The sequence below is a fragment of the Sphingobium sp. SYK-6 genome, from assembly GCF_000283515.1.
In the GTDB taxonomy this organism is placed as follows: Bacteria; Pseudomonadota; Alphaproteobacteria; order Sphingomonadales; family Sphingomonadaceae; genus Sphingobium; species Sphingobium lignivorans.
In genome coordinates this window covers 3,608,554-3,634,316 of sequence record NC_015976.1, presented here as the reverse complement: position 1 = coordinate 3,634,316, position 25,763 = coordinate 3,608,554, and the positions used below count along the sequence as shown (strand labels likewise).

Sequence of the window (25,763 nt, the reverse complement as noted above, 5' to 3'; positions counted from 1 at the left end):
CCCACGGCGTGGCGTTCGCCGGCTCCCCCGAGGCGGGAGCGCCCGGCGCCGGCGCTGAAAGCTCGCTTCGCCCCTAGCTCTCATCCCCCATGCGCAGCGCGGCGATGAAGGCTTCCTGCGGGATCTGCACGCTGCCATATTCGCGCATGCGCTTCTTGCCCTCTTTCTGCTTCTCCAGCAGCTTCTTCTTGCGGGTGATGTCGCCGCCATAGCATTTGGCGGTCACGTCCTTGCGCATCGCGGCGATGGTCTCGCGCGCGATCACCTTCCCGCCGATCGCCGCCTGGATGGGGATCTTGAAGAGGTGGCGGGGGATGAGGTCCTTCAGCCGCTCGCACATGTGCCGCCCGCGCGCTTCGGCGGCGCTGCGGTGGACGATCATGCTGAGCGCGTCGACCGGCTCGTTGTTGACGAGGATGCTCATCTTCACGAGGTCGCCCTCGCGCGTGCCGATCTGGTGATAATCGAAGCTCGCATAGCCGCGCGAGATGGACTTCAACCGATCGTAGAAGTCGAACACCACTTCGTTGAGCGGCAGTTCGTAGGTCACCTGCGCGCGGCCGCCGACATAGGTGAGGTTCTTCTGGATGCCGCGCCGGTCCTGGCAGAGCTTGAGGATCGCGCCCAGATGCTCGTCGGGCACGTAGATCACGGCCTCGATCCACGGCTCCTCGATCATCTCGATATGATTGGGGTCGGGCATGTCGGCCGGGTTGTGCAGGTGGCGCACCGTCCCGTCCTTCATGTGCATCTCGTAGACCACGGATGGGGCCGTGGTGATGAGGTCGAGATCATATTCGCGGGTCAGCCGCTCCTGGATGATCTCCAGATGCAGCAGCCCCAGGAAGCCGCAGCGGAAGCCGAAGCCCAGCGCCGCGCTCGTCTCCATCTCGAAGCTGAACGAGGCATCGTTGAGGCGCAGCTTGGAGATGCTCTCGCGCAGCTTCTCGAAGTCGTTGGCATCGACCGGGAAGAGCCCGCAGAACACCACCGGCTGCACTTCCTTGAAGCCGGGCAGCGGCTTGGCCGCGCCGTTCTTCACGGTGGTGATGGTGTCGCCCACGCGCGTTTCGGTGATGTCCTTGATCTGCGCGGTGATGAAGCCGATCTCGCCCGGGCCCAGTTCCGCGAGCTGCTCGATCTTGGGCCGCATGCAGCCCACGCGATCGACCAGATGCTCGGTGCCGCCGATCATGAACTTGATCTGCTGGCCTTTCTTCAGCACGCCGTTCATCACGCGCACGAGGATGACGACGCCCAGATAGGGGTCGTACCAGCTGTCGACCAGCATCGCCTCGAGCGGCGCGTCGCGGTCGCCCTTGGGCGGGGGGATGCGCTTCACGATGGCTTCGAGGATGTCGTCGATGCCGATGCCGCTCTTGGCGCTGGCGAGCACGGCGTCGCTCGCGTCGAGGCCGATCACTTCCTCGATTTCCGCGCGCACCTTCTCGGGTTCGGCGGCGGGCAGGTCGATCTTGTTGAGCACCGGCACGATCTCGTGGTCATGCTCGATCGACTGGTAGACATTGGCCAGCGTCTGCGCTTCCACGCCCTGCGCGGCGTCCACCACCAGCAGCGCGCCTTCGCAGGCGGCGAGGCTGCGCGAGACCTCATAGGCGAAATCGACATGCCCCGGCGTGTCCATGAGGTTGAGCTCATAGGTCTCGCCGTTCTGCGCCTTGTAGTCGAGCCGCACGGTCTGCGCCTTGATGGTGATGCCGCGCTCTTTCTCGATGTCCATGTTGTCGAGCACCTGCGCGGTCATCTCGCGGTCGGTGAGCCCGCCCGTGCGCTGGATGAGGCGATCGGCCAGCGTCGACTTGCCATGGTCGATATGCGCGATGATCGAGAAATTCCGGATATGGGCGAGGTCAGTCATGCCGCGCCGATAGCAGCATGGACGGGCGCGGCAAAGTCCTCCCTTCGGCAAGGCCAGGCCATGACGATTCCGTCCAAGACCAGCATGGCGATCCATGACAATTGCCGTTAAGGCCGGAGGGGCGGCCTTGTGCGCCATGGCCGCTGTGATAAACGGGGGCGAGGGTGGTTTTCTGCCGGCTGCGTCCTGCATCCGGCCTGTGGGTGAGGTAGGAAGATGAAAGGTTCCGTCAAGTTCATGCTTGCCGCGGCGGCGCTCGCGGTGGCGAGCCAGCCGGCGTTCGCGGTGGACAACAAGAAGGGGTCGTCCGGTCGTCAGGACCAGACCAAGGGCACGCGGGAAATCCCGAAATGCTATCGCAGCCTCGGCACCGTGGCGATCGTGGAGCCGGACACGCAGTGGTGGCGCGAGCTGAGCCTGGGCAGCCCCGAGGCGATCCTGCGCATCTTCATCCAGCAGTCCGGCTGCTTCACGCTCGTCAATCGCGGCCGCTCGATGCAGAACCGCGCCATGGAGCGTGCGCTGGCCGATCAGGGCGAGCTGCAGGATGGCAGCAATCTCGGGCGCGGGCAGGTGAAGGCGGCGGACTATTTCCTCCAGCCGGACATCGTCACGACCAACAAGAATAGCGGCGGCAACGCGCTGGGCGGCGCGCTCGGCGGCCTGCTGGGCCGCAGCACCTTCGGCGCGATCGCCGGCGGCATCAACATCAAGAAGAGCGAGGCGAATGTCACGCTCTCCATCGTCAATGCCCGCACCACCGTCGAGGAAGCGCTGACCGAGGGCTATGCCCGCAAGTCGGACCTCAGCTTCGGCGCCGGCGGCGGTGCCGGATGGTGGGGCGGCTTCGCCGGCGCGGCCGGCGGCGGCTACCAGAACACGGACATCGGCCAGGTGATCGTGCTCGCGTATCTGGATGCCTACACCAAGCTCGTCGGCCAGCTCGGCGGCCTCCCCGCCGACGCCTCCGCCGCGGCGCCCGTCGCCAAGTAAGTCACCGGGATATCAGGCTCTGGGGAAAAGGCGGGTCGCAGGGCCCGCCTTTTTTGTTTGGGGTGGGGGTGACGACCAACTCTAGCGCGGCGAGCCTTTGAACAGCTGGAGAATGGCTGCTATCACTCGAACCCGCCATCCAGAGCGAGGAGCGTTAGTCGAAATCGTATTCGTCGACCGATCGATTTGCCTGCCGAATCGCAGCTGCTTCATTGAGAAGCGATTGACGTTGGTCGAAGGGTGTCTGGATGTCGAGCCCCTTTGCTTCGAGAATGCGAGCGCCGAGCAAGCGATCCTGCACCGTCTCAGTACGGACCTTTCGCCGCGCGGCCTCTGCGCCTTCATAGTCCTTCTGCATGAGCTTAATTTCGGCTTCGATCCGCTGGTAGGTGTCTTCGCCGCCCTGCCTAGGGCGTAAATGGGCCGCGTCCCGTCGCGCCTCCTCATAACGTTTGCCGCGGGCCGCAGCCAAAGCACGAAGACGGCGAACCCCAAGCGCTCCGCGCGTTTGGCGGTTCAGCACAGCGGTCAGCAGTTGATAGGCGGCCTCGAAATCATGGTCGCGATTCATCAAGATCGTCGCCGCGCGTGAGTCGGCCCGCCCATCATCAAACGGCATCGCACGAAGGCGTCCAATTTCACGCTCTGCCGCTGGAAATTCACCTGCGGCGACGAGGATCCCGATTTTGATGTCCAGGAGGACGGCGTTGCGATCAACCCTGTGGGCTTCCTCTTGCAGAAGCGTATCCAAATCGGTCCACCGTCCAAGCAATTTGAGGCAAATGGCGAGATCGGCGATCACGCTGTTCATATATTTGCCGATCTTGCGTGCTTCGCGAAGCATCAAAACAGCGCCATTCAAATCGCCATCTGACAATCGAAGCATAAACGCCTCAAGATACGCGGCTGATCGGAATCCGCTGTCCTTGATGAGACCGAGCACACGCCTGGCATCGGGAGAGCCAAGGCGGACTAGAGCACGCAACAGGTACGACAGAATCTCCTCTCGGGTGTTCTCATCCATTTTCATGTCGATCGCGGGCATTCCCCACGCCACGACGCGATCCAGAGCGTGGTCGTCGACATGGCGTCGATCATAAGCGTCACGCACGAGGTCTTGCAGGGTAGAGGGCAGGAGAAGACCCTTGAACTCCTTTGGAAGCGTCCCCCCCTCCAGCGCAGTCATGTAGACAAAGGCGTCGAACAATTCTGCTCTCAGTTCGTCATTTTTGACGGCGGCCTCCCATTCTGCCTTCAGAAAGCGCGCGAAGATCGTGCGAAGTTCGGTGCTCCCGTAGCCATGCTTCCGACGAAACATCCCGCGAACAGGCGCGGAGATAAGGTAGTTGGCACCGCTGATTTGCATGAGGCACCCGGCAATCAGAAATTCGATCGTCTCGACCATTCCCTCTTGCTCGATGCCGTGATGGCCTTGGATGATGTTGGCCATCATCCGTCCATTAAGCTGGGGAACCCAGCTCAAAATCGAGAGGATATCACGCTCGATCGGTTTCAGACGATCAAAGCTGAGGCTTTCTGATAGAATCTCTTCTTGAATATCATGGAGTTGCTTCGGGTCGCTGTCAACGACGACCGGGCCACCATGGGCAATGAGGCGGGCGACCGTACGCGCTATGGTAGGATGCCCGCCGATTGACTGGATCACCGTATCGTTCGGCAACGCGGGCGTTCCCCCGAAGATTGGAATCGTCTCCAAGATTAGAGTCCGAATGTCGGGGGCCTCGAGTTGCTCCACGTCAACCTGCTGGACATTCTGCAGCGGCCGCAGGTCCTTGAATTTCAACTTACGCGCCGAAATCAGGCATAGCTTTAGCTGGTCATACCTCGCGGCAGCGCTCAACAGCGCAGCGGCCCAGGGCTTAAGTTCACCGCGATCCTCGTATAAACCGAGGCCAATGACGATTGTCACCGTCTGACCAAGGTCAGCGAAGTGGCACATCGACTGGAGAATTTCTTCGACCTGCTCGTCGATCGACGCATCATTGAAGGCGGCCAAGGCACTTTCGAATTTCTTGATCGAGAAGTGGTCTTCCAACTCCTGTCGAACGGCGCGGTAGATGTCGCCCAGGTCTGCATGGGGCGGAAGTTCAAACTCCGGCCCGTAGTTCATCTCAGGCTGTGTCGGGAAGAGCGTCGGAATGAGGAGGCGTTTGACCGTTCGGCGGCCAATCCCGGCGTGGCCGGTGAATAGGAACAAGCCTGGGGCGACCTTGTTGATGAACGTGGCATTCTGATACTCACGGCGTGCCTTGTCGATGAGGCCGCCGCGTCCGAGGGGAGGCAGGATCGTCCCGCTAAGTTCCGCCATGCTCGCCAGCACACCACGTAGATAACGGGCGATATCTTTGGCGGTGTGGCCAGCCGAAGGAACCCACGCCTCGCGCATCCAAGCCGGGAGCCTGGCACGTTCCACGCCGGGCTCCACCGGGAAGACAAAATATCTGAAGCCTGGATTCTGAATTTTGTTGAGACGCGCGCGCTCGATCTCAAATTGAACCCAAACGGAGTCGACTGACGCGCGAGATGCGAAAAGTACGAATATGCGGCTCTCCGCCACCCGCTCCTCCATCGCCGAGATGAGGTTCTCGCCGTTTTCAAAGCTCTTCGGATAAAAATATGCCATTCCGGGCGGTATGTTGCGCTCGACGTTGCCGACAAAATTTACATCGACGCCAGAAAGCGACAGAAACACAGTCGGCAGCATAGTCCCTCGGAATCATTTCATCGTTATCAAGTTGGCGGCCAAGTGTAGCGGAAGCCCTGCATTCCTTACAGAGGGCTTTTCATGGTAGATATCGGCGCCCCGGTCTGGGGCTTTCCCGCACAGCACTTTGTGTGTCGAGAACGAGGGGGTTTGTCCCATTTGCGGAATAGCTCCAGTCCCGAGAGCGTGAATTTCCGCCGATCACATCTATCCACGCGGCCCAGTCCACCAACGGCGATCATGCCTCGCCCTATCCCCCCAGCCCCCCCAACCCCCTCACCCCAGCCCCAGCCGCGCTGCGGCCTCCCTTGCGGCGCGGGCGCCGTGCTTGAAGGCGCCGGTGTAGTTCTGCGCGCCTTCCAGTTCGGAGTGGGCGATGATGATCTGGCCGAAGCCCCGGGCGACGATCTCGCGCGGGCCGGGCCGGCCGTCCGCGCCGTAGAAGAAGCCGGGATATTGCACCACGCGCGCGTGTCCCCAGCGGTTGAGCACGATGCCGGCGATGTCCCGCTTCGCGTCGAAGCCGGTCGGGCCGAACAGATGCGTCATCTGCGCGCGGATGGTGCGTTCATAGTCGGCATAGGGCGTCGCCATGAGGCGCATGCGGTGCGCGGTCGCCTGCATCCGCGCGTCCGCCTCGCCCGGTGAATAGAGGCCGGTGTAGAGCGTGAAGAGCGCGGGCTTGTCCGGGTCCAGCGCCGGCGCGCTGCCGTCGATCAGCATCGGCCGCCTGATATTGCCGACGAATCCGAACATGCCCTCATCGTCGAACCAGCGCGCCGCCGAGGCGCCGAGCCGGTGGAGGAACCGCCAGTTGGTGAGCGCGACATTGACGACCAGCGCGGGCGCATGGACGAACTGCGCATAAGCCTCGGCAATCTCGGGCGGCAGGTCCGCGACCACGCGGCGCGTCACCCAGCCCCCGCTTGCCATGACGACCGCGCCGGCGGTGATCCGCGCGGGCTTGCCGCCCTTCACATAAGCGACGTCCACGCCCGTGCCCCCGGCGCCCGTTCCCCCGGTGCCCGTCCCCCCGGTGCCCGTGCCCCCGGGGCGATGCCGCACGGAGAAGACCGTCGCGCCAAGGCGGATGCGGGTGGCTTGCCCCGGCCGGTCCAGCGCCGCGAAGCGGATCGGCCGGCGCGCCACGTCCGCGAACCGGTCCTCGCCTTCGATGCCCTCGGGCACGAGCTTCTTCACCAGCGCGCGCGCCAGCACGCTGTTGCCGCCGGGGAAGGAGGGGTCCATGCGCGGGGTCGGCCGCACATAGATGCGCGCGGCGCGGGCGGACACGGCATCGGGGCTCACGCCGGTCAGCAGGCTGGTGTGCGGCCGCGCCACGCGCGTCACGCCCGGGTCGAAGCCCTTGAGCTCCTCGAGATACTGGCGATAGCTCATCCGGTCGAGCAGCTCGGGCGGCGGGTCGCCTTCCTGCGATCCGGCGCGCCAGGCGAGCAGGTCGCGCCGCAGCGCGAGCGGGAATGGCGTCTCGGCAAGCGCGTTCGCCCAGATGTTGCGCCGCCATGTCGGCCCCGCCGCGCCGTCGCCCCGGTCGAAATAATAAGCGACGTCGACTTCGCTCTCGGCCAGCCCGTCCATCGGCGCATAATTGTCCGTCGCGCAGCGCACCGGGGTGATGCCGGGGGCGAGCGCGCCGAATTCATAATGACGCGGCAGCCCCAGCTCGTCGAACAGCCCGTCCATCTGCGTGCCCGATCCGGCCTCGGGAATGAGGAAGCCGTTCGCCGCCTGCGGGCCGGTGAGATGCACGCCCTCGACCAGAAAGTCATTCTGGCGGGAGGCGCCGCCGAAGACGTCGTGATTTTCCAGGATCAGGCAGCGCTTGCCCCCGCCCGTGAGCTTCGCGAATTCATGCGCGGCCATCAGCCCGCTCGGCCCGCCGCCCACGATCACCAGATCGTAATGCTCGCTGGCCGGTGCGTCCTCCCAGCCTTCGTAAAGCGCGTCGCGGATGCCGTGCGCGGCGTTCATCACCGGCAGCGTGTTGCCGTTGGACGAGGCATAGTCGCCCACGCCGCCATAGCCGCTGATCGCGTCGGCGCCTGCCTCGCCCGCGTGCGCGGCGCTGCCGCCCGCACCCGCCATCAGCATGGCGCCGGCCCCCGCCAGCGCGCCATTGATGAGGTCGCGCCGCGTGACGGCGCTGGTCATGCCGAGACGATCGTCTTCACTCTGCGTGATGCTGGCCATGCGTTCCCTGCCCGGTTGAAGCGCGCAGCCTTCCACCGCGCGCGGCGCAGGTCAAGCGATTGTATACGATTTCATGATCGTCCGGCGCCCGGCCGCTCAGCGCGCCACCAGCCCCGCCGCGTCCACCGCCGCCACCGCCCGCGCGAAGCGTTGCTCGCCATCGCCGGAGATCCGCACATAAGGCAGCGCCCGCCGCACCAGTTCCGCCTCGCAGAGCGCGTAGAAGCGCCGCTGGTCCGCCGCATCCGGGAACATGCGCACCTCATCGCCTATCCACGGCAAGTCGATGTCCATGAGCAGATAGAGCGCGCCCACCTCCGTAAAGGCGTCCAGCGCCGCGATGCGGTGGCCGAACAGCATCATGCTCCAGGCCGCCGTCATCACCGGGTCGGTATCCTGGATCAGCAGCCCCCGCGCGCGCGGCTCGATCGCCCGGCGCGCCGCGACATGCCCGTCCATGATCGCGATCAGGTCCTCCGGCGTCAGGTCGGTGCCATGCGCCTCGCAATAAGTGCGGCCATATTCGGGGACGTCCACCGTGCCCCAATGCGCCGCGAGCCGCTGCGCCAGCGTCGACTTGCCCGTGCTTTCCGGCCCGTGCAGGACCACGCTCGGCACGCTCATGCCGCCGCTCTCCGCGCCCGCGTCCAGGCGATCAGCCCCGCGATCGAGAGCGCGAGGAAGACCACGTAAAGCCCGGCCGTCAGATGCAGCCCGCGCATCCAGTAAAGCGGGATGGCAAGGCAATCGACGAGGATCCAGAAGGCCCAGTTGTCGATATAGCGCCGGGCCATCAGCAATTGCGCGGTCACGCTCAGCATCGCCACGGCAGCGTCCCAGTAAGGGAACGCCGCGTCCGTCTGGCGATGCATGAGCAGGCCCCAGAGCAGGCTCGCGGCCAGGGCAATGGCGCCCCAGACGGCCAGCCCCCGCCCGCCCAGCCAGCGGACCGGCACGTCCCCGCCGGATTGCGCCCGCCGCCAGTTCACCCAGCCATAGGCATTCAGCACGAGGAAGAAGATCTGCAACAGCGCGTCGCTATACAGCCGGGCCTGCGCGAAGATGAAGAAATACAGCGTCACCATCGCGATGCCCGCCGGATAATTCCACAGGCTGCGACGGACGATGAGGATGATGTTCGTCAGTCCCAGACCGACAGCAAGGATCTCCAGAAAGCTCACCGCCCGACCCTTATCGAGCGCTCAGGGATGTGTCGACATGGGAGGCGGCGACAAAGGGCGCGGCGCCAGTCCCCCAACTACTCACGCCGTCACCCCGGACCTGATCCGGGGTCCAGCTGCCTTCTTTATCGGCCAGCCCGACAGAAAGCGGGACCCCGGGGCAAGCCCGGGGTGACGAGAGTCATCCAGACGATGGCGTGGCATTATGATGATGTTCAGGACCCGGAGCGCAACCCCATGCGAGCCATGTGAGCGCCGCGAGCCCGGCAAACCGCTATTTGCAGGCCGCTAGCGCTGGAGCTGAAGGCGTCCGCAGGACAATGTCGATTAGACCTAGCCCGCCTGCCGCCAGCCTTCGCGATAGAAGTCCGGGATGTCGGTCACCACCTTTTCCTTCTCGGCCGGCGCGCGCAGGCGCTCGACGTCGATGGCGGCGGCGAACTCGATGCCCATGCGCTCCCCTTCGGACCAGCGGCATGTGCCTTGCGCGGTGTAGCCCTTGATGAGCTCGATCTCGAATACCGTGCCGGTGGGCACGTCGACCAGTCCCTCGACCATCGCCCCGCGCGAGGAGATGTTCCGGATGCGGGCGGGGTAGCTATGGCCATCGTGCATGAGCGTGACGGAGCGCAGCATCGCCATGCGCGGTTCCCGGCTCGCCTTGTGGCCCGAGGCTTCGGCATGGCCCTTGCCCGCGGCGAGCATGGCGCGCACCCCGGCGGCATCCACCGGCGCGCCGTAGACGAAGCCCTGCACATGGCTGCAGCCCAGCGAGCGGATGAGCGCCAGCTCGTCCATCGTCTCGGCGCCTTCCGCCGTGGTTTCCATGCCCAGCGCTTCGGCCAGGCTCACGATCGACTTGACGATCGCGGCATTGCGGCTGCCCTTGATGGCGGCGCCGCGCACGAAGCTCTGGTCGATCTTGATCTTGTCGAACGGCGCGTGCTTGAGATAGCCGAGCGCCGAATAGCCCGTGCCGAAATCGTCGAGGGCAAGGCGGACGCCGAGATTCTTGATCGCGGTGAACATGCCGTCCGTGTCCGCACCGTCGGCAAGGAAGACGCTCTCGGTGATCTCGAGTTCGAGCCGGTTGGCGGAGAGCCCGGCCATGGCGAGCGCGCTCATGATGAGCGAGGGGAAGCCCGGGTTCGCGAACTGGATGGGGGAGACGTTGACGGCGACGCGCGTGCCTTCCGGCCATCCGGCGGCATCGGTGCACGCGGTGCGGATCACCCATTCGCCAATCGCGCCGATGAGGCCGGCCTCTTCCGCGATGGGGATGAAGGCGGCAGGTGAAATGGTGCCGCGCTCGGGATGGTCCCAGCGGATCAGCGCTTCAAAGCCGGTGATTTTCTCGCTGCTGGCGCAGACCACCGGCTGATAGTCGATGCGCAGGGTGCGCGCCGCGATGGCGAGCCGCAGGTCCTGCTCCAGCTGGCGCCGGTCCTCGGCATCGGCATGCATGGCGGGCGCGAAGTAGCGGAACGCGCCGCGCCCGTCGTCCTTGGCGGCATAAAGCGCCAGGTCGGCATTGCGGGTCAGCGTCTCGGCATTCTTCCCGTCGGTCGGCGCGATGGCGATGCCGATGGAGGCGCCGATCACCACCTGGCTACCCTCGATCGAATAAGGCTGGGACAGCGTCTCGATGATGGCTTTGGCCAGCCGGGTCAGCCTGGTCCGGTCACTCAGGCCCGGCAGCAGGATCTCGAACTCGTCGCCGCCCAGCCGCCCGACCTTCCCGTCCGTGCCGACAAGGCGGAGCAGCCGCTGCGCCACCTGCCGCAGCAGGGCATCGCCGGCCGGGTGGCCCATCGTGTCGTTCACTTCCTTGAAGCGGTCGAGGTCCAGCAGCAGAAGCGCGCATTCGCTCATGATGCCGCGCTGCTCGGTCAGCGCCTGCTCCAGCGTGGCGAGCATGTGGCTGCGGTTCGCGAGGCCGGTGAGCGAATCGAACTTGGCGAGGCGCGTGATCTCGGCTTGCGAGCGGCGCATCTCCGTCAGGTCCGTGCCGCTGCCGCGAAAGCCCAGGAACTGGCCGAATGGCGTCACCGCCGGCTGCCCCGAGACCGACCACCACAGCTCGTCCTGCGTCCCCGCAACACGCACCGCGAGATCGCAGAAGCTCGTCCGGGTGGAGAGATGGAAGCTGAGCGAGCGCTGGCCCTCATTGGGTGTTCCCGGCTCGGGCGGCGCGATCAGGCTCGCGAAGGGGCGGCCGAGGAGCTGCCGCTGGCCGCGGCCCAGCCGTGCGGCGAGCGTCTCGGAGATGTAGGTGATGTTGCCGGCCCGGTCGGTTTCCCAGAACCAGCCGCGCCCGGATTGTTCCAGGTCGACGAGGAAGGCCTTGGCCTGGTCGCCCGTCAGCATGTTCTCGCGCTGTTGCGCCGTCGCGCGGCGGCTGATCCGGAACTCGACCGCCATGACGATCGTCACGCCGGCCGCGAAGACCAGCATGGGCGTCAGCAGGTCCATGACCGGGATATTGCCGATGAAGGCGATGACCCCGCCCAGCCCGTAAGCGATGCTGAGCAGCCGCTGCCGGCCGAAGATGGCGACGGCGAGCAGGGCGGGCGTGAGCGTCACCACCATGAGGCGGAAGAAGTCGCTGCCCAGCGCGGCGGCGGCCGATGTCGCGAACACGGCGCTGGAGAGGGCGACGAAGGGCGCGGTGACAAGCAGTTGCTGGTTGGGCGACAGGCGCGCGAACACCGGAAGGCGCGGTGCAAGCATGATGCCGAGATCGATGACGAGAATCGCCCCGAGGAAGATCAGGAAGCCCGGCCGGACGAGCGCGGCCTGGATGTTCCACCAGCCCACCGCCTGGCCGAGCAGCACCGCCCGTGCGATCATCAGCAGGGGCCAGCTCGTGGCGATCAGCCGCAGCGCCCTGGCGAGCTGCTCGAGCGAATCGCCGTTATGCTCGTCGGCAGCGCCGATCATGGCGTACCAGTCCGGGCGACTGTCCTGCGTCGAGGGCACCTTGGGACGGACGAAGCTCATGGGCCCGCCATGCCATCAGAGCCGTTGCAGAAGGGTTAAGGCGACGTTCAACAGGCCTTATATTGTGTTAATTAATTGATCGGTAAGGATATATTTTCGAGCCGGGAGGGGTATCGGGAAGGCCCGGCGGCACAGGCGCCCCTCCCTGCATCGCGCTTCGCATGCCCGCGAGGGACAGCCCGACCGGACGCGGAAGAGCCGCCCGAGCGACGCGCTGCCGGCCCGGCTTTGTCCTCGTGACGGCGCGTCGCCCGGGGCGGATCAATCGGATCGGAGGGAGGGGAGTGCCTCGCAGCGCCGGGCATATCCGCAGCCGGCCAGCGCGCGAAAAGGCACCGGGCCAGACTGTCCGGTAAATACACGCCCGATCATCCGCAAGGCCCGCCGTGACGGGGCCCCGCCCGCGCGTTCATGCGGGATCATGGCGGGACATCACATGCGCCTCCCCACACGCCGGACGCCCGTCAGGCGACACGACGATATGGAGTTAATGAATTGTTATAAAAGGATTTATCGAGGCCGGCCTGGCCCTTACACCCGCATCGGCATCAGCACGTACAGGGCCTGCGCCTTCTCGTTCTCGCGGATCAGCGTCGGTGCCGCCGCATCGGCCAGATGCACTTCCACCGAGTCCCCTTCGATCTGTCCTAATATGTCCAGCAAATAGCGGGCATTGAAACCGATCTCGATGGGCTGCGCGTCATAGTCGCCCGAGACTTCCTCGGCGGCCGTGCCGTTTTCCGGGCTGGTGACGGAGAGCGTCACCTTGTCCTTCTCCAGCGCCATCTTCACCGCGCGGGTCTTCTCGGTGGCGATGGTTGCCACGCGGTCCACGCCTTCCTCGAAGCTGCGCGGATCGATCTTCAGCAGCTTGTCGTTACCGGTCGGGATGACACGGCTGTAGTCCGGGAAAGTCCCGTCGATCAGCTTGCTGGTGAGCACGGCATTGCCGAGATCGAAGCGGATCTTGCTGGGCGAGAGGTCGACATGAATGCTGCCTTCCACTTCGTCCAGCAGCTTGCGCAGCTCGGCGATGCATTTGCGCGGCACGATGATGTCGGGCATGCCTTCCGCGCCATCGGGGCGGGCCACCGTCACGCGCGCGAGGCGATGGCCGTCCGTGGCGGCGGCCTTGAGCACGGGCGCCGGGTCTTCCGCCACATGGAGGAAAATCCCGTTCAGATAGTAGCGCGTTTCCTCGGTCGAGATGGCGAAGCGCGTCTTGTCGATGATCTGCACCAGCGCCGTCGCCGGCAGCTCGAAACTGGTCGGCAGCGGGCCCTCGGCAATGACCGGGAAGTCGTCGCGGGGAAGCGTCTGCAGGTTGAACCGGGCGCGGCCGGCCTGCACCAGCATCTTGCCCTCGGCGGCCTCGAGGCGCACCTGGCTGCCTTCGGGCAGCTTGCGCACGATGTCGAACAGGGTGTGCGCGGAGACCGTGGTCGCGCCGGGCACATCCACCTGCGCCTGCACATTCTCGACGATCTGGAGATCGAGGTCGGTCGCCATCAGCTTGATCGCACCGTCGCCCGTCGCGTCAATGAGGACGTTGGACAGGATCGGGATCGTGTTGCGCCGTTCCACGACCGACTGGACATGGCCGAGGCTGCGGAGCAGCGTCGCACGTTCGATGGTGGCCTTCATCCCTCTTGGTATCCGTTTCTTTGCGCGGTTGCTGGAGTCGGACAGGAAGCGTCCGCTCGTGGAGGTCCTTTCCTTATCGAAATTGCGCCTTGGGGCAAGACATCAGGCCGAAAAAGGGGGCGCCGCGCCGGCGGCCCTTGTCATGGCCGGCGCTTTGCGCTTTGGCCTGTTGGCATGAGGCACAGAGTTCCGGCGCGTGCGTTTCGGCTCCTGGCGGCGAGCGCGCTGCTGGTCGCGCCGGCTGTGGCCGCCGGGCGGGACGTGCTTGGCGTGTTCCAGCGCTGGGGCGCCTTTCGCGATGCGGAACAGAAGCGCTGCTTCGCCATCGCGCAGCCCCTGGCGGGCGGCTGGCAAGGCTCGCCCTGGCGACCGTTCGCGGCCGTGGGCTACTGGCCGCAGCGCGGACTGCGCGGCCAGATCAACATCAGGCTCAGCCACCAGCTCGCCGCCGGCTCCGGCGCGACGCTGGCGATCGGGGACCAGCGCTTCGCTCTCGCGGGCGGCGGCGCCGATGTGTGGGCGCGCGACCGGAAAGCCGATGCCGCCATCATCGCCGCCATGCGCTCGGGGCGGACGATGAGCATTGCCGGCCGCGCCCGCGCCGGCGGCACCTTCACGGACCGGTACGATCTGCGCGGCGCTGCCACGGCCATCGACGCGGCCGCGCTGGGCTGCGCGCGCCTGCGCTGACGCAACACATCATCGCGCCTGCGAAGCCTCGAACAGGCGGGGACTGGCGCAAAAAGCGCTTTGCCCTTATATCCGGCCCCATGCCTGAAGCTGCCACGTCCCTGATGCTGATTCCCGGCCATATCGATCCTGTGCCGGTTCCCCGCGCGATCACCCCTCGCGAAGACGGGCGGGTCGATCTCGTCGGCCTGTCGCGCGCGCAGATCAAGGCGGAGCTGGGGACGGCGGGCCTGGACGAGAAGCAGGCCAAGCTGCGGGCCAAGCAGCTGTTCCACTGGCTCTATCACCGGGGCGAGACCGATTTCGAGAAGATGACCGATCTCGCCAAGCCGATGCGCGGCTGGCTGGCCGAGCGGTTCATCGTCGGCCGGCCGGATGTCGTCGAGGCACAGGTCTCGTCGGATGGCACGCGCAAATGGCTGCTGCGTTCGGATGACGGGCAGGACTATGAGATGGTGTTCATCCCGGATGCGGACCGGGGCACCCTGTGCGTCTCCTCCCAGGTCGGCTGCACGCTCAATTGCCGCTTCTGCCACACCGGGACCATGCGGCTCGTGCGCAATCTCACGCCGGGCGAGATCGTCGGCCAGGTCATGCTGGCGCGCGATGCACTGGGCGAGTGGCCGCGCGGCACCATGGCCGGCTTCGGCGAGGTGGACGAGGATGAGGATGAGGACGACGCGCCGCGCTACACGACGGACGGCCGCCTGCTCACCAACATCGTGCTGATGGGCATGGGCGAGCCGCTCTACAATTTCGACAATGTCCGGGACGCGCTCAAGGTGGTGATGGATGGGGACGGCCTCGCGCTCTCCAAGCGCCGGATCACATTGTCCACCAGCGGCGTCGTGCCGATGATGGCGCGCGCCGGCGACGAGATCGGCGTCAACCTGGCCGTGTCGCTCCATGCCGTCACCAAGGACGTGCGGGACGAGATCGTGCCGCTCAATCGCAAATATGGGCTGGAGGCGCTGCTGCAGGCCTGCGCCGATTATCCCGGCGCCAACAATGCCCGGCGGATCACGTTCGAATATGTGATGCTCAGGGACATGAACGACAGTGACGAGGACGCGCGCGAACTGGTGCGGCTGCTGCGCCAGTACAAGCTGCCCGCGAAGGTGAACCTCATTCCGTTCAATCCCTGGCCGGGCGCGCCTTATGAATGCTCCACGCCCGAGCGGATCAGGCGCTTTTCCGACATCGTCTTCGAAGCCGGCATTTCCGCGCCCGTCCGCACGCCGCGCGGGCGCGACATCATGGCGGCCTGCGGCCAGCTCAAGTCGGCCAGCGAGAAGAAGAGCCGCGCCGAGCTCGACCGGATGGTGGAAGCCAAGCAGGCCGCTCTGGGCTGATCCGCTTCGTCAGGAGGCGGCGCGAGGCCTGCCTCCGACGAGCCATGCCGCGTTTAGCGCGCCATGTCCTGCGGGCCTGTTTCGAAGACGCCGCACGCGATCCGCGCGCCGCTGTCTCCCGCGGGATCGGTCTTCTGATCGTCGCGGCCGGCATGGACCACAAATGCCGCGCCGTCCGAATCCATCAGTTGCGCGAGCGTTCCGCCCTTCAGGCTGTAGGTGAGCGAGCCACGCCCATCCTCGCCCACTGCGAGATTGGGCATATCGCCCGCATGCTGTCCCTGCGGATTTTCCAGTCCGTGACGGGTATCGGCCGGATTCCAGTGGCCGCCCGCGGTTTCGAAAGTGGGCGCATCGCATTTGCCGACCATATGGACATGGACGCCATGCTCGCCGGAGGGCAGATTTTCCACCGCAAGCCTGATTTCGAGCCCGTCGCCCATCTGGGAGACCCGGGCCGTGCCCGCCATGGCACCCTCAGCCGTTCGCAGTTGGGCCGTCGCGCCGGGCGGCGAGACTTCCGGCACCATGTTCGATGCTGTCCCGGCCGGCAGCTCTCCCGGCGGGGTCCCGTCGTTCCGGGCCTGCTCCGTGGTCGCGGGGCCACCGCAGGCCGCGAGGCCGATGGTCGTGGCGAGGCATATCAATTTCGCTCGGTGCATGTCTGCGCTCCCTCATCCATTGCTTGCGCTGTTCTGGCTTAACCCCGGCCCCGGCCGGATCGTTCCGAGGTTATGCCATTTTCCCGGCTTTGCGCATGGGCGGCGCCCGGGAAAGCGTGCATGGCGCATTCATCCTGCTCGGTGCCGGTTCGGTGAGGAAATCGATGCCAGGCTCGCTGGCCACATCTGGGAGGAACGGGATGCGAGCGGGCATGGGGGCGGATCAACGCGCAGCGACCAGCATCGAATATGGGCTCATCGCGGCCTTGATCTCGCTGGCCTGCATCATCGCGTTCACGACGCTGGGGCTCAATCTGAGCGACATCTTCATGACGATATCCAACGCGCTCGGCTGACCTGTCAGCCGCTATTCGCGCCGGATATTTCGGGGGAATGGGGGAAGCGTCAGCCCGCGAAGATCATCGACAGGGTCGCGACCCCGCCGGCCACCGCGACAAGTGCGGCTGTTAGCCCGAACTCGACGGCTTTCGCTCGACGATCGTCACCCAGCATCCGGGACATCAAGGCAGGCTCCTTCCAGAACATGCCGCCTCCATAGCATGCACCACCTTAGCGGGACCTTAATCGCCCGTTGTCCTGCCTTCATCTGCGATGCCTTGACCCGCCCCCCGACTGCATCGACAATGGCCCGCAGGAGAGGTTGCGGAGGGGAAATAGATGGCGCTGCGCGTATCGCTCGAACACCGGGCCGAAATCGAGGACCTCATGGCGCGCTATGCATGGGCGCTCGATACTGGGGATTTCGAGGGCTATGCCGCCTGCTTCTGCGAGGACGGGTGGCTGGAACACTGGCCGCAGGGCCGCTGCCACGGGCGCGAAGGCCTCAGGCGCGCGACCGATTCCCTCTGGTACGATACGCCCAATCATTATCTCGGCCGGCAGCACCGGATGAGCCAGGTTCTGATGAGCCCGGAGGACACCGAGGAGGAGCGGGGCATCCGCATCAAATGCTTCTGGTCGATCCTGCAGCATGATGTCGTCACTTTCGAGAATCGCGTGTTCGGCATGGGCACATGGGACACGCTGGCCGTGCTGTGCGACGATGGCGAATGGCGCTTCCGGAGCGTCTTCGTCGATCTGTGGATCAACGGCCAGGTGCCGTGGAAAGGCGAAAGCCGGGCCTGGGGCGCAGGGCAGGCCCAAATGGTCTGAGCAACAGTCGACAAGCGGCAAAGGAACGGCAATAGTCCGCGAACGAGCGCGCCGGGGTGGCGCCAAAGGGGGAGATCATCCGTGCCTGTTCTGCCGCGCGGCATCAAATCGATCGCATTCGCCATCTCTCTGGCGCTCGCCGCGCCGACGTTCGCCTCGCCTTCAGGCGACCTGGCCGCGCTGCTCGATGAGCATTGGCAATGGTCGCTGACGCAGAACCCGACGCTCGCGACGATGGTGGGCGATCGCCGCTATGATGACAGGCTGGGGGATTATTCGCTCGAAGCGGCGGATCGGCAGACGGCGGACAACAAGCGCTTCCTCGCCCGGCTCGACGCCATCCCCGATGCGGGCCTGAGCGAGGCGGACAAGGTCAATCGGCTCATCCTGCGGCGCAACCTCGTCGAAGCGATCGAGGGCAATGGCTTCGGCCAGCGCATGATGCTGTTCAGCAGCTTCTATTCGCCCTGGCAGAGCCTTGCCGGGCTGGGCGAGATGACCAGCTTTCGCAACGCGCAGGATTATCGCAACTATCTCAAGCGCCTCGCCAGCTTCCCCGCCATCAACGAGACGCTGATCGCCATCACCCGCAAGGCGGTGGCTGGCGGCTATGTGCAGGCCTGCGTGACGCTGGGCGGCCTGGAAGGCTCGATCCGGGGCGTCGTTCCCGCCGACCCCACCCGGTCACGGCTCTACGTGCCCTTTGCCGGCCCGCGCCCCGGCACCGTGAGCGAAGCGGACTGGAGCGCGCTGCAGGCCGAAGCGAAGACCCTGCTCAGCCAGACGCTCGCCCCGGCCTTCGCCCGAGCGGCGGACTATGTGGCGAAGGACTATATGCCGCGGTGCGCGCAATCGGTGAGCGTGTCGAGCCAGCCGGACGGGGCGAAATACTATGCCTACCGGGTGCGCGCCGAGACGACGACGGATCTCACGCCCGAGCAGATCCACAAGATCGGCCTCGACGAGGTCGCGCGCATCGATGCGGAGATGGTGGAGGTCGCCAAGAGCGCGGGCTTTGCGGACAAGGCCGCCTTCGTGCGGAAGCTGCGCACCGACCCGGCTTATTATGCCAAGACGCCCGAGGAACTGATGTCCGCCGCCGCGCGGATCGCCAAGACCATCGACGGCAAGATGCCCGGCTACTTCCACAAGCTGCCGCGCCTGCCTTATGGCATCCGCGAAATCCCTGCCGAGATCGCGGAGGGGACCACCACGGCTTATTATAATCCGGGCAGCCCGGACACCGGCATCGCCGGCTTCTATTATGTGAACACGTCCAAGCTCGACCAGCGCCCGCTCTACGAGCTGCCCGCGCTGACGCTGCACGAGGCCGTGCCGGGCCATCACAACCAGATCGCTTTGCAGCAGGAACTCGACCTGCCGCCGTTGCGCAAGTATCTCTCTCATTTCACCGCCTTCGTGGAGGGCTGGGCGCTCTATACCGAAGTGCTGGGGTTCGACATGGGCCTCTATGACACGCCCGAGAAGCATTATGGCCGCCTCTCCTACGAGATGTGGCGCGCCTGCCGGCTGGTCGTGGATACCGGCATCCATGCCAAGGGATGGACCAAGCAGCAGGCCGTCGATTTCATGCTGGAACACACGGCCCTCAGCGCCGCGAACATCGATGCCGAGGTCAATCGCTACATCAGCTGGCCGGGGCAGGCGCTAGGCTACAAGATCGGCGAGATTCGCATCCGCGAACTGCGGGCCCGGGCGGAAAAGGCGCTTGGCGACCGCTTCGACCTGCGGGGATTCCACGACACGGTGATCGGTCAGGGCTCGGTGCCGCTCGACGTGCTGGAGCGGCAAGTGGATGACTGGATCGCCGCGGAAAAAGCCAAGGCCGCGAACTGAAGCGGGAGCGCCTCCCGGCGCGCATCCTCCGTGTCGAAGGGAAGCGGGCGGCATGCATGCTCCTGCCGCTCAACCCCGACGGCGCCACTCATCCTTGCCGCGAAAGCAACCATGACGACCATCTTCGACATCGCCACGCCCACCATCGCCATCGAAGGCACGCAAGCCCGCTTTCCCGTCCGCCGCATCTTCTGCGTGGGCCAGAATTATGCCGATCATGCCCGGGAAATGGGGGCGGACCCGGATCGCGCGCCGCCCTTCTTCTTCACCAAGCCCGCCGATGCCGTGGTGGAACATGGCGCGACGCTTCCGTTCCCTTCCCGTACCGCCAGCCTGCACCATGAAGTGGAACTGGTGATCGCGCTGGGAAGCGGGGGCGCCGACCTCGCGCCGCAAGCGGCCACCGACGCCATCTACGGCTGGACGGTCGGTATCGACCTCACTCGCCGCGACCTGCAGGCCGAGGCCAAGAAGGCCGGCCGCCCCTGGGACATGGCCAAGGGCTTCGACCAGTCCGCGCCACTCGGCGCCCTGCGACGCGGCGCACCGCCGAGCGCCGGGGCCATCAGCCTCAGCGTAGACGGCGAGATCCGCCAGCGCGGGGACCTCGCCGCGATGATCTGGAGCGTGCCGGAAATCATCGCCAATCTCTCGACCTATGTAGCGCTGGCGCCGGGCGACCTCATCTTCACGGGCACGCCCTCCGGCGTCGGGCCCATCCTGCCCGGGCAGAGCCTCCAGGCAGAGATCGAGGGCCTGGCGCCGTTGATTGTGAGCTTCCTGCCCTGAGGCGGAGCCTTGAGACCTACTAGATGCCCGGGTTTGCCGGAATGGCGGAGGCGGGATAGCCTTGGGTGCGCGCGCCCTGCCCCGGGGGGGCAGCGCCACCGGGCTCGCCGGGGGATCAACGGGCTGGCCGGCTCGTGTCTGGCGCGCTAGCATGGGGGCGGGCCTCTCCGGTGCGGGTGCGGCCCGTCCGGCCATGGAGATCAGCAGCGGGCCATGAGGGAAGAGGATGATCCGGCCGCCACGGCGCCTTCCGCCCCGGTGAAGCGCCATCGCCTCTCGACGCGGCTGTGGCACTGGACGACGGCGCTCTGCGTCTATGTCCTCTTCACCAGCGGGCTCGGCATCTTCAATGCGCATCCCCGGCTCTACTGGGGCGACTATGGCGCGAATTTCGACAGGGCATGGCTGGAGCTGGCGCGCTTCGGCAGCGCGTGGACGCTGCCCTCGACCTATGACCTCGCCTTGTCGCGCCGCTGGCATCTGGCGTTCGCCCTCGTGCTCGCCTTCGCGCTGCTCGCCTACATGCTCTGGAGCCTCGCCAACCGGCATGTGACGCGCGACCTTGCCTTGCGGAAGGCGGACCTGCGCTGGGCGACCATCCGGCGCGAGATCGCCGATCATGCCCGACTGCGCTTTCCCCGGGGCGCGGCGGCGCTGCGCTACAATGTGCTGCAGAAAGCGAGCTATATCGCGGTGATCTTCATCCTGCTGCCTGTCCTTATCTTCACGGGCCTTGCGATGTCCCCCGGGATGGACGCGGCCTGGCCGTGGCTCACCCAGCTTTCCGGCGGGCGGCAATCCGCCCGGTCGATCCATTTCATCGCGGCATGGCTGCTCTTCGCCTTCTTCCTCGTCCACATCGTGATGGTGCTGCTGGCCGGCGCGGGCAATGGTCTGCGCGGGATGATCACGGGATGGTATCGCGTGCCGGGTGCGCGCGCGGGCGATCGCGAAGGTGAAGGCGCGCGGGAGAGCGCAGGGGAGGGCAGGCCATGACGTCGCGCCTCTCACGCCGCGCCCTGCTCTCCGGCCTGACCGCCGGCGCCGCGGGGATGCTCGCCGGCTGCGACCGGCTCGGCCGCGACGAGGATTTCCGCAAGGCGCTGTTCTCCGCCGAGAACATGCACAAATGGCTCCAGCGATCGCTGCAGGACCGGGACGCGCTGGCGCGGGAATTCCGGCCCGACCAGCGCTCGCCCTTCTTCCGGGGCAATGGCACGCTCAATCCCGGGACGCCCGCTTATGCGGCGCTGTGGCGCAACGACTTTGCGGACTGGCGGCTGCGGGTGGACGGGCTGGTCGGCCGTCCGCTCACGCTCAGCCTCGCGCAGCTCCAGGCGATGCCGCAGCGGGTGCAGACCACCCGGCACGACTGCGTGGAGGGATGGAGCGCCATCGGCACCTGGCGAGGCGTGCCGCTCGCCACGGTGCTGGACGCGGCCGCGCTCTCCACCCGCGCGCGCTATCTGGTGTTCCACTGCATGGACGACATGGGCGGCGGCGTGGATTATTATGAGAGCATCGATCTGGTCGACGCCTTCCACCCACAGACCATCCTCGCCTTCGCGCTCAACGATGCGCTGCTGCCGGTGCGCAACGGCGCCCCGCTGCGGCTGCGCGTCGAACGGCAGCTGGGCTACAAGCACGCCAAATATTTGAGCCGCATCGAGGCCGTGGCCGACCTCTCCGCCGTGCGCGGCGGCCATGGCGGCTTCTGGGAGGATGTGGCGGGCTATGACTGGTATGCGGGGATTTAGGGCTAATCGACATTCAACCTCTGGAGCGCGTTGCCTCCCTGTAAAACGTCATGCTGAACTTGTTTCAGCATCCATTTCGCGTCCGAGACCGGAGCTTGAAGGCACGATGGATGCTGAAACAAGTTCAGCATGACGAGGTTATTGGCAGGAAGGGTGCCTGTTCACCGGAGGAAATGAATGTCGATCCGCCCTTGAGCGGGGCGGGCCCGGGCGGCGCGAGAGCGCTCAACGAGGTCGGGAAGCTGCGCTGCCATGACGGGAGACAAGCTCTGCCGCGGCGCGCTGGCCGGACAGTGCCTTCATGGTGAGAGCCGTGGGCGCCGGCCGGTAAGACCGCACGATCTCACTGGCCTGTCGCCGCTGTTCGGCTGTCATTCGCTGCTCGAAGTTCGAGAGCCAGTCGCGTTGATCCTGGGTGGCTTCCGTCCGGTCGAGCAGGATGCGAAAATATGCGGCGGTCTTGACCGGGTCGGGCGGGATACCCTCCGCACCGTTGTAGATGGCGGCATAGGTGGCCAGAGCGTCGGGCCAGCCCTGACGCATGGCCTTCTCCAACCAGTCGGTCGCGGCGGGGAGATCGCCGCGCGCCGCATACAGGGCGGCGACGTCCTGCTGCGCAAGGGCATAGCCTGCTTCCGCCGCGACCAGCTTGTGCTGCAGGGCAATCCCGGGATCATCCTGCACAAGCCCCTCGCCCTGTCCGGCGTAGAAACAGCCAAGCTTGTAGGCCGCGAGAACGTCGCCGAGGGCTGCGGCACGGCGGAAGGCTTCAAGGGCCTTGGCAGGGTTCCTCGGCAATCCGGCTCCCGTCTGGTAGGCCATCCCGAGATGGTAGATCGCTTCCGCATTGTCCTTCGCGGCGAGCGTCTCCAGTGCTGTGATCAACCTGCCGGCATCCTGCGCGTGTCCGCATGCAGGCAAGGTGGCGCATGCAAGGGCCACCATCAGCGCGACCGTTCGCATCATCTTCTCCCGCCATGCCATGATCTGATGGTCGATCCGCCCTACGCCATACCCTTCATCGCCCGGAAGCGGTCGAACAGGGTGAGGAAGCGGTCGATGTCGGCCTTGCTGAGGAAATAGGGCGTCGCGAGGCGGAGCTTGCTGGGTTCGCCGCCGCGCACGCGGACCTTGTGGTTGGCCCAGAGCCAGTCCTGCAGTTCCATGCGGCTGACCGGCGGCACGTTGACGGTGACGATCGCGCAGCGCAGCGCGGGGTCGGGCGAGGTCCAGCTCTGCGCGCCGCGCTCGAGCATCTGCGCATGAATATAATCGGCGAGCATCCGGCCGCGCTGCTCGATCCGGTCCATGCCGATCTGCCCGGCGAGCGCGACGGCGGCATTGAGGCCCATCAGCGTGGGGATGCAGGAGGAGCCGATCTGCATGTAGCGATCCGCCTTGCGATCGGGATTGTCATAGCCGCCAGTGACGATGGTGCTCCACACCCGGTCCATGATCGCCTCGTCGCGCAGATAGAGGAAGCCGGTGCCCTTGGGCGCGAACAGCCATTTGTGCATGGAGCCGGTGTAGAGATCGCAGCCCAGTGCATTGAGGTCCACCGCCATCATGCCGGGCACATGGGCGCCGTCCACGGCGGTGACGATCCCCTTCGCGCGGGCCAGCGCGGCGATCTCCCGGATCGGCAGGACCACGCCCGTCGTCGTGCTCACATGGCTGACGAAGATGATGCGGGTGCGCGGGGTGATGGCGTCATTGATGCGGCTCAGGATCTCGGCCGCGTCCTTCGGTGGCTTGGGCATCGCGAACTTGCGCACGACGATCCCGTAGCGGCGCGAGCGCAGCATCCAGGGCATCTCGCCCGAGCCATGCTCCTCGTCGCTGATCAGCACTTCGTCGCCCGCCTTCATGTCGAAGCCGTTGGCGATGTAGCTGTTCGCTTCCGTGCAGTTGCGCAGCAGCGCCAGCTGGTCGACGCGGGCGCCCATGAAATCGGCGAAGGGACGGCGATACTCGTCCCAGCGGTCATAGCCCCAGATCGGATAATCCTCCGATTTCGCCTGCGTCATCTGCTCGGTCTGCTCATAGCCATCGAAGATCGCCTTGAGCACAGGGCGGGGCGAGGAGCCGACCGTGCCGACGTTGAGGTTCACCACATCGGCGGGGATGAGGAACTGCCGGCGCAGCGCGGCCCAGTAGGCGTCCTCGTCGCGCGCATGGAGATCGGGCGAGGGCAGGGGCGTCTTGGGCGGCAGCCCGGCGAGCGCCGTGTCCGGCAGCGCGGCCAGTCCTCCGGCAAGGGCGGCACTGCCCAGGAACGAACGGCGGTTGAGCATGGGCACCTCGTCTGGCGGAAGCGAAGATGGCGTCCGGCGCGAGATCGGCCGGTCCCGCGCAGACTGCCGTCTGCCGCATCCAACGCAAGTGCAATCTTGCGTGCGGCGCGCATCTTCCGCGCATCGCGGTGCGGGGTGTGGCGGTCATCGCGCCGGCATGGTGCAAAATGGGTCTGGTCGACCCCGGCGGGTCGCGATAGACCAGCCGCCATGACGATACTGACAAGGCTGCTCGCGAGGATCATCAACCAGGGCACGCTCACCATCCGCTATGCGGACGGGACGCAGGAAGTGCTCGGCACACCGGCCGAGAACTGGCCCGACGTCGCCATCAGCTTCACGGATGATGCCGCCGCGCGCGCCATCGTCACCAACCCGGCGCTGGGCGCCGCCGAGGGCTTCATGGACGGGCGGATGCTGCTGGAGCGCGGCACCATCTGGGATCTGCTCATGCTGGTTTCGGCCAATGCGCCGATGGAAAGCAGCCGCAGCCTCGAGACGCCGGGCCTGCTCGGCCATGTCGGGGAGCGGCTCAAGCACTGGCACGACACCTACAACAAGCGCGACCGCTCGAAAGCGAATGTCGCGCATCATTATGATCTCTCCGACAAGCTCTACGATCTCTTCCTCGACGCGGACCGGCAATATAGCTGCGCCTATTTCGACGATCCGGAGACCGACAGCCTCGAGGACGCGCAGCTCCACAAGAAGGCCCATATCGCGGCCAAGCTGGCGCTGAGCCCGGGCCAGCGGGTGCTGGACATCGGCTGCGGCTGGGGCGGCATGGCACTGTATCTCCACCGCGTGGCGGATGTGGACGTGCTGGGCGTCACGCTCTCCGAGGAACAGCTCAAGGTCGCGCGGCGGCGGGCGCAGGAAGCGGGCGTGGCGGACCGGGTGCGCTTCGAGCTGATCGATTATCGCGACGTGCAGGGCGAGTTCGACCGGATCGTCTCGGTGGGCATGTTCGAGCATGTCGGCGCGCGGCATTACCGGGAATTCTTCCGCGTCTGCCACAATCTGCTGAAGCAGGACGGCGTGATGCTGCTGCACACGATCGGGCGGCTGAACGGCCCCTCTTCGACCGATGCCTTCATGCGCAAATATATCTTCCCCGGAGGCTATGCGCCCGCGCTCTCCGAGATCATGGAGGGCAGCGAGCCCAACAAGCTGCTGCTCACGGACATCGAGGTGCTGCGGCTCCATTATTATCACACGCTGCGCCACTGGTATGCGCGCGTGCTCGACGCGAAGGACCAGATCGTGGCGCTTTACGACGAGCGCTTCTACCGCATGTGGACTTTCTATCTGGCGGCTGCCGCGTCCGGCTTCCTGTACGGCAGCCAGACCATCTACCAGCTCCAATATTGCCGCAACCGCCACACGCTGCCGCTGACGCGCGACTATATGGCGCAGGCCGAAGCCCGCTATCGCGCGCTGGGTTAGGGCTGATCGACATCCAGCGCTGACGGACTGCAAATGGCGGTTTCCCGTGCTTCCGGTGCTCACGTACCGTAAGTACGCTGCGCGCCGGGTCCCGAAAAACCACCATTTTC

General features: G+C 65.9%; 21 protein-coding genes. 10 read left to right on the top strand and 11 right to left on the bottom strand.

The features are described from left to right. Positions 1 to 73 precede the first annotated feature (73 nt). The gene (gene lepA / locus SLG_RS16670) at positions 74 to 1,879 is read right to left on the bottom strand and encodes a translation elongation factor 4 (RefSeq protein ID WP_014077678.1); all 1,806 of its coding nucleotides are present in this window, start codon (positions 1,877 to 1,879) and stop codon (positions 74 to 76) included. Between the two features lie 216 nt (positions 1,880 to 2,095). Here lepA and SLG_RS16665 point away from each other — a divergent pair, with 216 nt between their 5' ends. After that, complete coding sequence (locus SLG_RS16665) at positions 2,096 to 2,872, top strand: CsgG/HfaB family protein (RefSeq protein WP_014077677.1); 777 nt, start codon at positions 2,096 to 2,098, stop codon at positions 2,870 to 2,872. A 154-nt stretch (positions 2,873 to 3,026) separates the two neighbouring features. Here the strand turns inward: SLG_RS16665 and SLG_RS16660 are convergent, their stop codons facing one another. The 6 genes from SLG_RS16660 to dnaN all read right to left on the bottom strand — a co-directional run bounded on the left by SLG_RS16660 (position 3,027) and on the right by dnaN (position 13,633). Then, entirely contained in the window at positions 3,027 to 5,597 is a 2,571-nt protein-coding gene (locus SLG_RS16660) for a toll/interleukin-1 receptor domain-containing protein (RefSeq protein ID WP_014077676.1), read from the bottom strand. A 276-nt stretch (positions 5,598 to 5,873) separates the two neighbouring features. Then, the gene (locus tag SLG_RS16655) at positions 5,874 to 7,808 is read right to left on the bottom strand and encodes an NAD(P)-binding protein (protein ID WP_014077675.1); all 1,935 of its coding nucleotides are present in this window, start codon (positions 7,806 to 7,808) and stop codon (positions 5,874 to 5,876) included. A 96-nt stretch (positions 7,809 to 7,904) separates the two neighbouring features. Continuing rightward, positions 7,905 to 8,432 (bottom strand): AAA family ATPase, encoded by a 528-nt coding sequence (locus SLG_RS16650; protein WP_014077674.1) that lies wholly within the window; start codon positions 8,430 to 8,432, stop codon positions 7,905 to 7,907. Beyond that, positions 8,429 to 8,989: a nicotinamide riboside transporter PnuC gene (gene pnuC, locus SLG_RS16645; protein ID WP_014077673.1), complete on the bottom strand. Its 561-nt coding sequence runs from the start codon at positions 8,987 to 8,989 to the stop codon at positions 8,429 to 8,431. The genes SLG_RS16650 and pnuC overlap by 4 nt, the downstream gene beginning before the upstream one ends. A gap of 333 nt (positions 8,990 to 9,322) precedes the next feature. Beyond that, positions 9,323 to 11,989, bottom strand: a complete 2,667-nt coding sequence (locus SLG_RS16640) for an EAL domain-containing protein (RefSeq protein WP_014077672.1) — start codon at positions 11,987 to 11,989, stop codon at positions 9,323 to 9,325. 531 nt (positions 11,990 to 12,520) lie between these two features. Next, the gene (dnaN, locus tag SLG_RS16635; protein ID WP_014077671.1) at positions 12,521 to 13,633 is read right to left on the bottom strand and encodes a DNA polymerase III subunit beta; all 1,113 of its coding nucleotides are present in this window, start codon (positions 13,631 to 13,633) and stop codon (positions 12,521 to 12,523) included. 174 nt (positions 13,634 to 13,807) lie between these two features. On the opposite strand from dnaN, the gene SLG_RS16630 reads away from it, so the two are divergent. Together SLG_RS16630 and rlmN are read left to right on the top strand one after the other, a co-directional pair. Further along, a complete protein-coding gene (locus SLG_RS16630) occupies positions 13,808 to 14,323 on the top strand; it encodes a hypothetical protein (protein WP_014077670.1) in 516 nt (171 codons plus the stop codon). An 80-nt stretch (positions 14,324 to 14,403) separates the two neighbouring features. After that, a complete protein-coding gene (rlmN, locus tag SLG_RS16625) occupies positions 14,404 to 15,675 on the top strand; it encodes a 23S rRNA (adenine(2503)-C(2))-methyltransferase RlmN (protein WP_014077669.1) in 1,272 nt (423 codons plus the stop codon). A gap of 53 nt (positions 15,676 to 15,728) precedes the next feature. Here rlmN and SLG_RS16620 read toward each other — a convergent pair whose 3' ends face one another. Next, on the bottom strand, positions 15,729 to 16,337 hold the full coding sequence (locus SLG_RS16620; protein WP_014077668.1) for a superoxide dismutase family protein: 609 nt from the start codon (positions 16,335 to 16,337) through the stop codon (positions 15,729 to 15,731). Between the two features lie 212 nt (positions 16,338 to 16,549). On the opposite strand from SLG_RS16620, the gene SLG_RS21525 reads away from it, so the two are divergent. Then, positions 16,550 to 16,693 (top strand): Flp family type IVb pilin, encoded by a 144-nt coding sequence (locus tag SLG_RS21525; RefSeq protein ID WP_014077667.1) that lies wholly within the window; start codon positions 16,550 to 16,552, stop codon positions 16,691 to 16,693. Between the two features lie 49 nt (positions 16,694 to 16,742). Here the strand turns inward: SLG_RS21525 and SLG_RS21960 are convergent, their stop codons facing one another. Then, complete coding sequence (locus SLG_RS21960; RefSeq protein WP_173385006.1) at positions 16,743 to 16,883, bottom strand: hypothetical protein; 141 nt, start codon at positions 16,881 to 16,883, stop codon at positions 16,743 to 16,745. A 132-nt stretch (positions 16,884 to 17,015) separates the two neighbouring features. Between SLG_RS21960 and SLG_RS16615 the strand changes: the two genes are divergently transcribed. From SLG_RS16615 to SLG_RS16595, 5 genes are all read left to right on the top strand, one after another. Continuing rightward, positions 17,016 to 17,510, top strand: coding sequence for a nuclear transport factor 2 family protein (locus SLG_RS16615; protein WP_014077666.1), 495 nt, complete (start codon positions 17,016 to 17,018; stop codon positions 17,508 to 17,510). 81 nt (positions 17,511 to 17,591) lie between these two features. Beyond that, positions 17,592 to 19,367 (top strand): DUF885 domain-containing protein, encoded by a 1,776-nt coding sequence (locus SLG_RS16610; protein ID WP_014077665.1) that lies wholly within the window; start codon positions 17,592 to 17,594, stop codon positions 19,365 to 19,367. Positions 19,368 to 19,478: 111 nt separating this feature from the next. Further along, the gene (locus SLG_RS16605; RefSeq protein WP_014077664.1) at positions 19,479 to 20,156 is read left to right on the top strand and encodes a fumarylacetoacetate hydrolase family protein; all 678 of its coding nucleotides are present in this window, start codon (positions 19,479 to 19,481) and stop codon (positions 20,154 to 20,156) included. Between the two features lie 213 nt (positions 20,157 to 20,369). After that, positions 20,370 to 21,152 (top strand): cytochrome b/b6 domain-containing protein, encoded by a 783-nt coding sequence (locus SLG_RS16600; RefSeq protein ID WP_014077663.1) that lies wholly within the window; start codon positions 20,370 to 20,372, stop codon positions 21,150 to 21,152. After that, positions 21,149 to 21,913: a molybdopterin-dependent oxidoreductase gene (locus SLG_RS16595; protein ID WP_014077662.1), complete on the top strand. Its 765-nt coding sequence runs from the start codon at positions 21,149 to 21,151 to the stop codon at positions 21,911 to 21,913. The genes SLG_RS16600 and SLG_RS16595 overlap by 4 nt, the downstream gene beginning before the upstream one ends. Before the next feature lie 225 nt (positions 21,914 to 22,138). Here the strand turns inward: SLG_RS16595 and SLG_RS16590 are convergent, their stop codons facing one another. Beyond that, positions 22,139 to 22,897: a tetratricopeptide repeat protein gene (locus tag SLG_RS16590; protein ID WP_014077661.1), complete on the bottom strand. Its 759-nt coding sequence runs from the start codon at positions 22,895 to 22,897 to the stop codon at positions 22,139 to 22,141. 20 nt (positions 22,898 to 22,917) lie between these two features. After that, positions 22,918 to 24,207, bottom strand: coding sequence for an aminotransferase class V-fold PLP-dependent enzyme (locus SLG_RS16585; protein WP_014077660.1), 1,290 nt, complete (start codon positions 24,205 to 24,207; stop codon positions 22,918 to 22,920). 210 nt (positions 24,208 to 24,417) lie between these two features. Here SLG_RS16585 and SLG_RS16580 point away from each other — a divergent pair, with 210 nt between their 5' ends. Beyond that, the gene (locus SLG_RS16580; RefSeq protein WP_014077658.1) at positions 24,418 to 25,653 is read left to right on the top strand and encodes an SAM-dependent methyltransferase; all 1,236 of its coding nucleotides are present in this window, start codon (positions 24,418 to 24,420) and stop codon (positions 25,651 to 25,653) included. Positions 25,654 to 25,763 lie beyond the last annotated feature (110 nt).

What these genes read in the sequence shown, in the direction of transcription:
- lepA (WP_014077678.1), bottom strand. Translation starts at nt 1,879, where the DNA reads ATGACTGACCTCGCCCATATCCGGAATTTCTCGATCATCGCGCATATC.
- SLG_RS16665 (WP_014077677.1), top strand. Translation starts at nt 2,096, where the DNA reads ATGAAAGGTTCCGTCAAGTTCATGCTTGCCGCGGCGGCGCTCGCGGTG.
- SLG_RS16660 (WP_014077676.1), bottom strand. Translation starts at nt 5,597, where the DNA reads ATGCTGCCGACTGTGTTTCTGTCGCTTTCTGGCGTCGATGTAAATTTT.
- SLG_RS16655 (WP_014077675.1), bottom strand. Translation starts at nt 7,808, where the DNA reads ATGGCCAGCATCACGCAGAGTGAAGACGATCGTCTCGGCATGACCAGC.
- SLG_RS16650 (WP_014077674.1), bottom strand. Translation starts at nt 8,432, where the DNA reads ATGAGCGTGCCGAGCGTGGTCCTGCACGGGCCGGAAAGCACGGGCAAG.
- SLG_RS16640 (WP_014077672.1), bottom strand. Translation starts at nt 11,989, where the DNA reads ATGAGCTTCGTCCGTCCCAAGGTGCCCTCGACGCAGGACAGTCGCCCG.
- dnaN (WP_014077671.1), bottom strand. Translation starts at nt 13,633, where the DNA reads ATGAAGGCCACCATCGAACGTGCGACGCTGCTCCGCAGCCTCGGCCAT.
- SLG_RS16630 (WP_014077670.1), top strand. Translation starts at nt 13,808, where the DNA reads ATGAGGCACAGAGTTCCGGCGCGTGCGTTTCGGCTCCTGGCGGCGAGC.
- rlmN (WP_014077669.1), top strand. Translation starts at nt 14,404, where the DNA reads ATGCCTGAAGCTGCCACGTCCCTGATGCTGATTCCCGGCCATATCGAT.
- SLG_RS16620 (WP_014077668.1), bottom strand. Translation starts at nt 16,337, where the DNA reads ATGCACCGAGCGAAATTGATATGCCTCGCCACGACCATCGGCCTCGCG.
- SLG_RS21525 (WP_014077667.1), top strand. Translation starts at nt 16,550, where the DNA reads ATGGGGGCGGATCAACGCGCAGCGACCAGCATCGAATATGGGCTCATC.
- SLG_RS21960 (WP_173385006.1), bottom strand. Translation starts at nt 16,883, where the DNA reads ATGTTCTGGAAGGAGCCTGCCTTGATGTCCCGGATGCTGGGTGACGAT.
- SLG_RS16615 (WP_014077666.1), top strand. Translation starts at nt 17,016, where the DNA reads ATGGCGCTGCGCGTATCGCTCGAACACCGGGCCGAAATCGAGGACCTC.
- SLG_RS16605 (WP_014077664.1), top strand. Translation starts at nt 19,479, where the DNA reads ATGACGACCATCTTCGACATCGCCACGCCCACCATCGCCATCGAAGGC.
- SLG_RS16600 (WP_014077663.1), top strand. Translation starts at nt 20,370, where the DNA reads ATGAGGGAAGAGGATGATCCGGCCGCCACGGCGCCTTCCGCCCCGGTG.
- SLG_RS16595 (WP_014077662.1), top strand. Translation starts at nt 21,149, where the DNA reads ATGACGTCGCGCCTCTCACGCCGCGCCCTGCTCTCCGGCCTGACCGCC.
- SLG_RS16590 (WP_014077661.1), bottom strand. Translation starts at nt 22,897, where the DNA reads ATGGCATGGCGGGAGAAGATGATGCGAACGGTCGCGCTGATGGTGGCC.
- SLG_RS16585 (WP_014077660.1), bottom strand. Translation starts at nt 24,207, where the DNA reads ATGCTCAACCGCCGTTCGTTCCTGGGCAGTGCCGCCCTTGCCGGAGGA.
- SLG_RS16580 (WP_014077658.1), top strand. Translation starts at nt 24,418, where the DNA reads ATGACGATACTGACAAGGCTGCTCGCGAGGATCATCAACCAGGGCACG.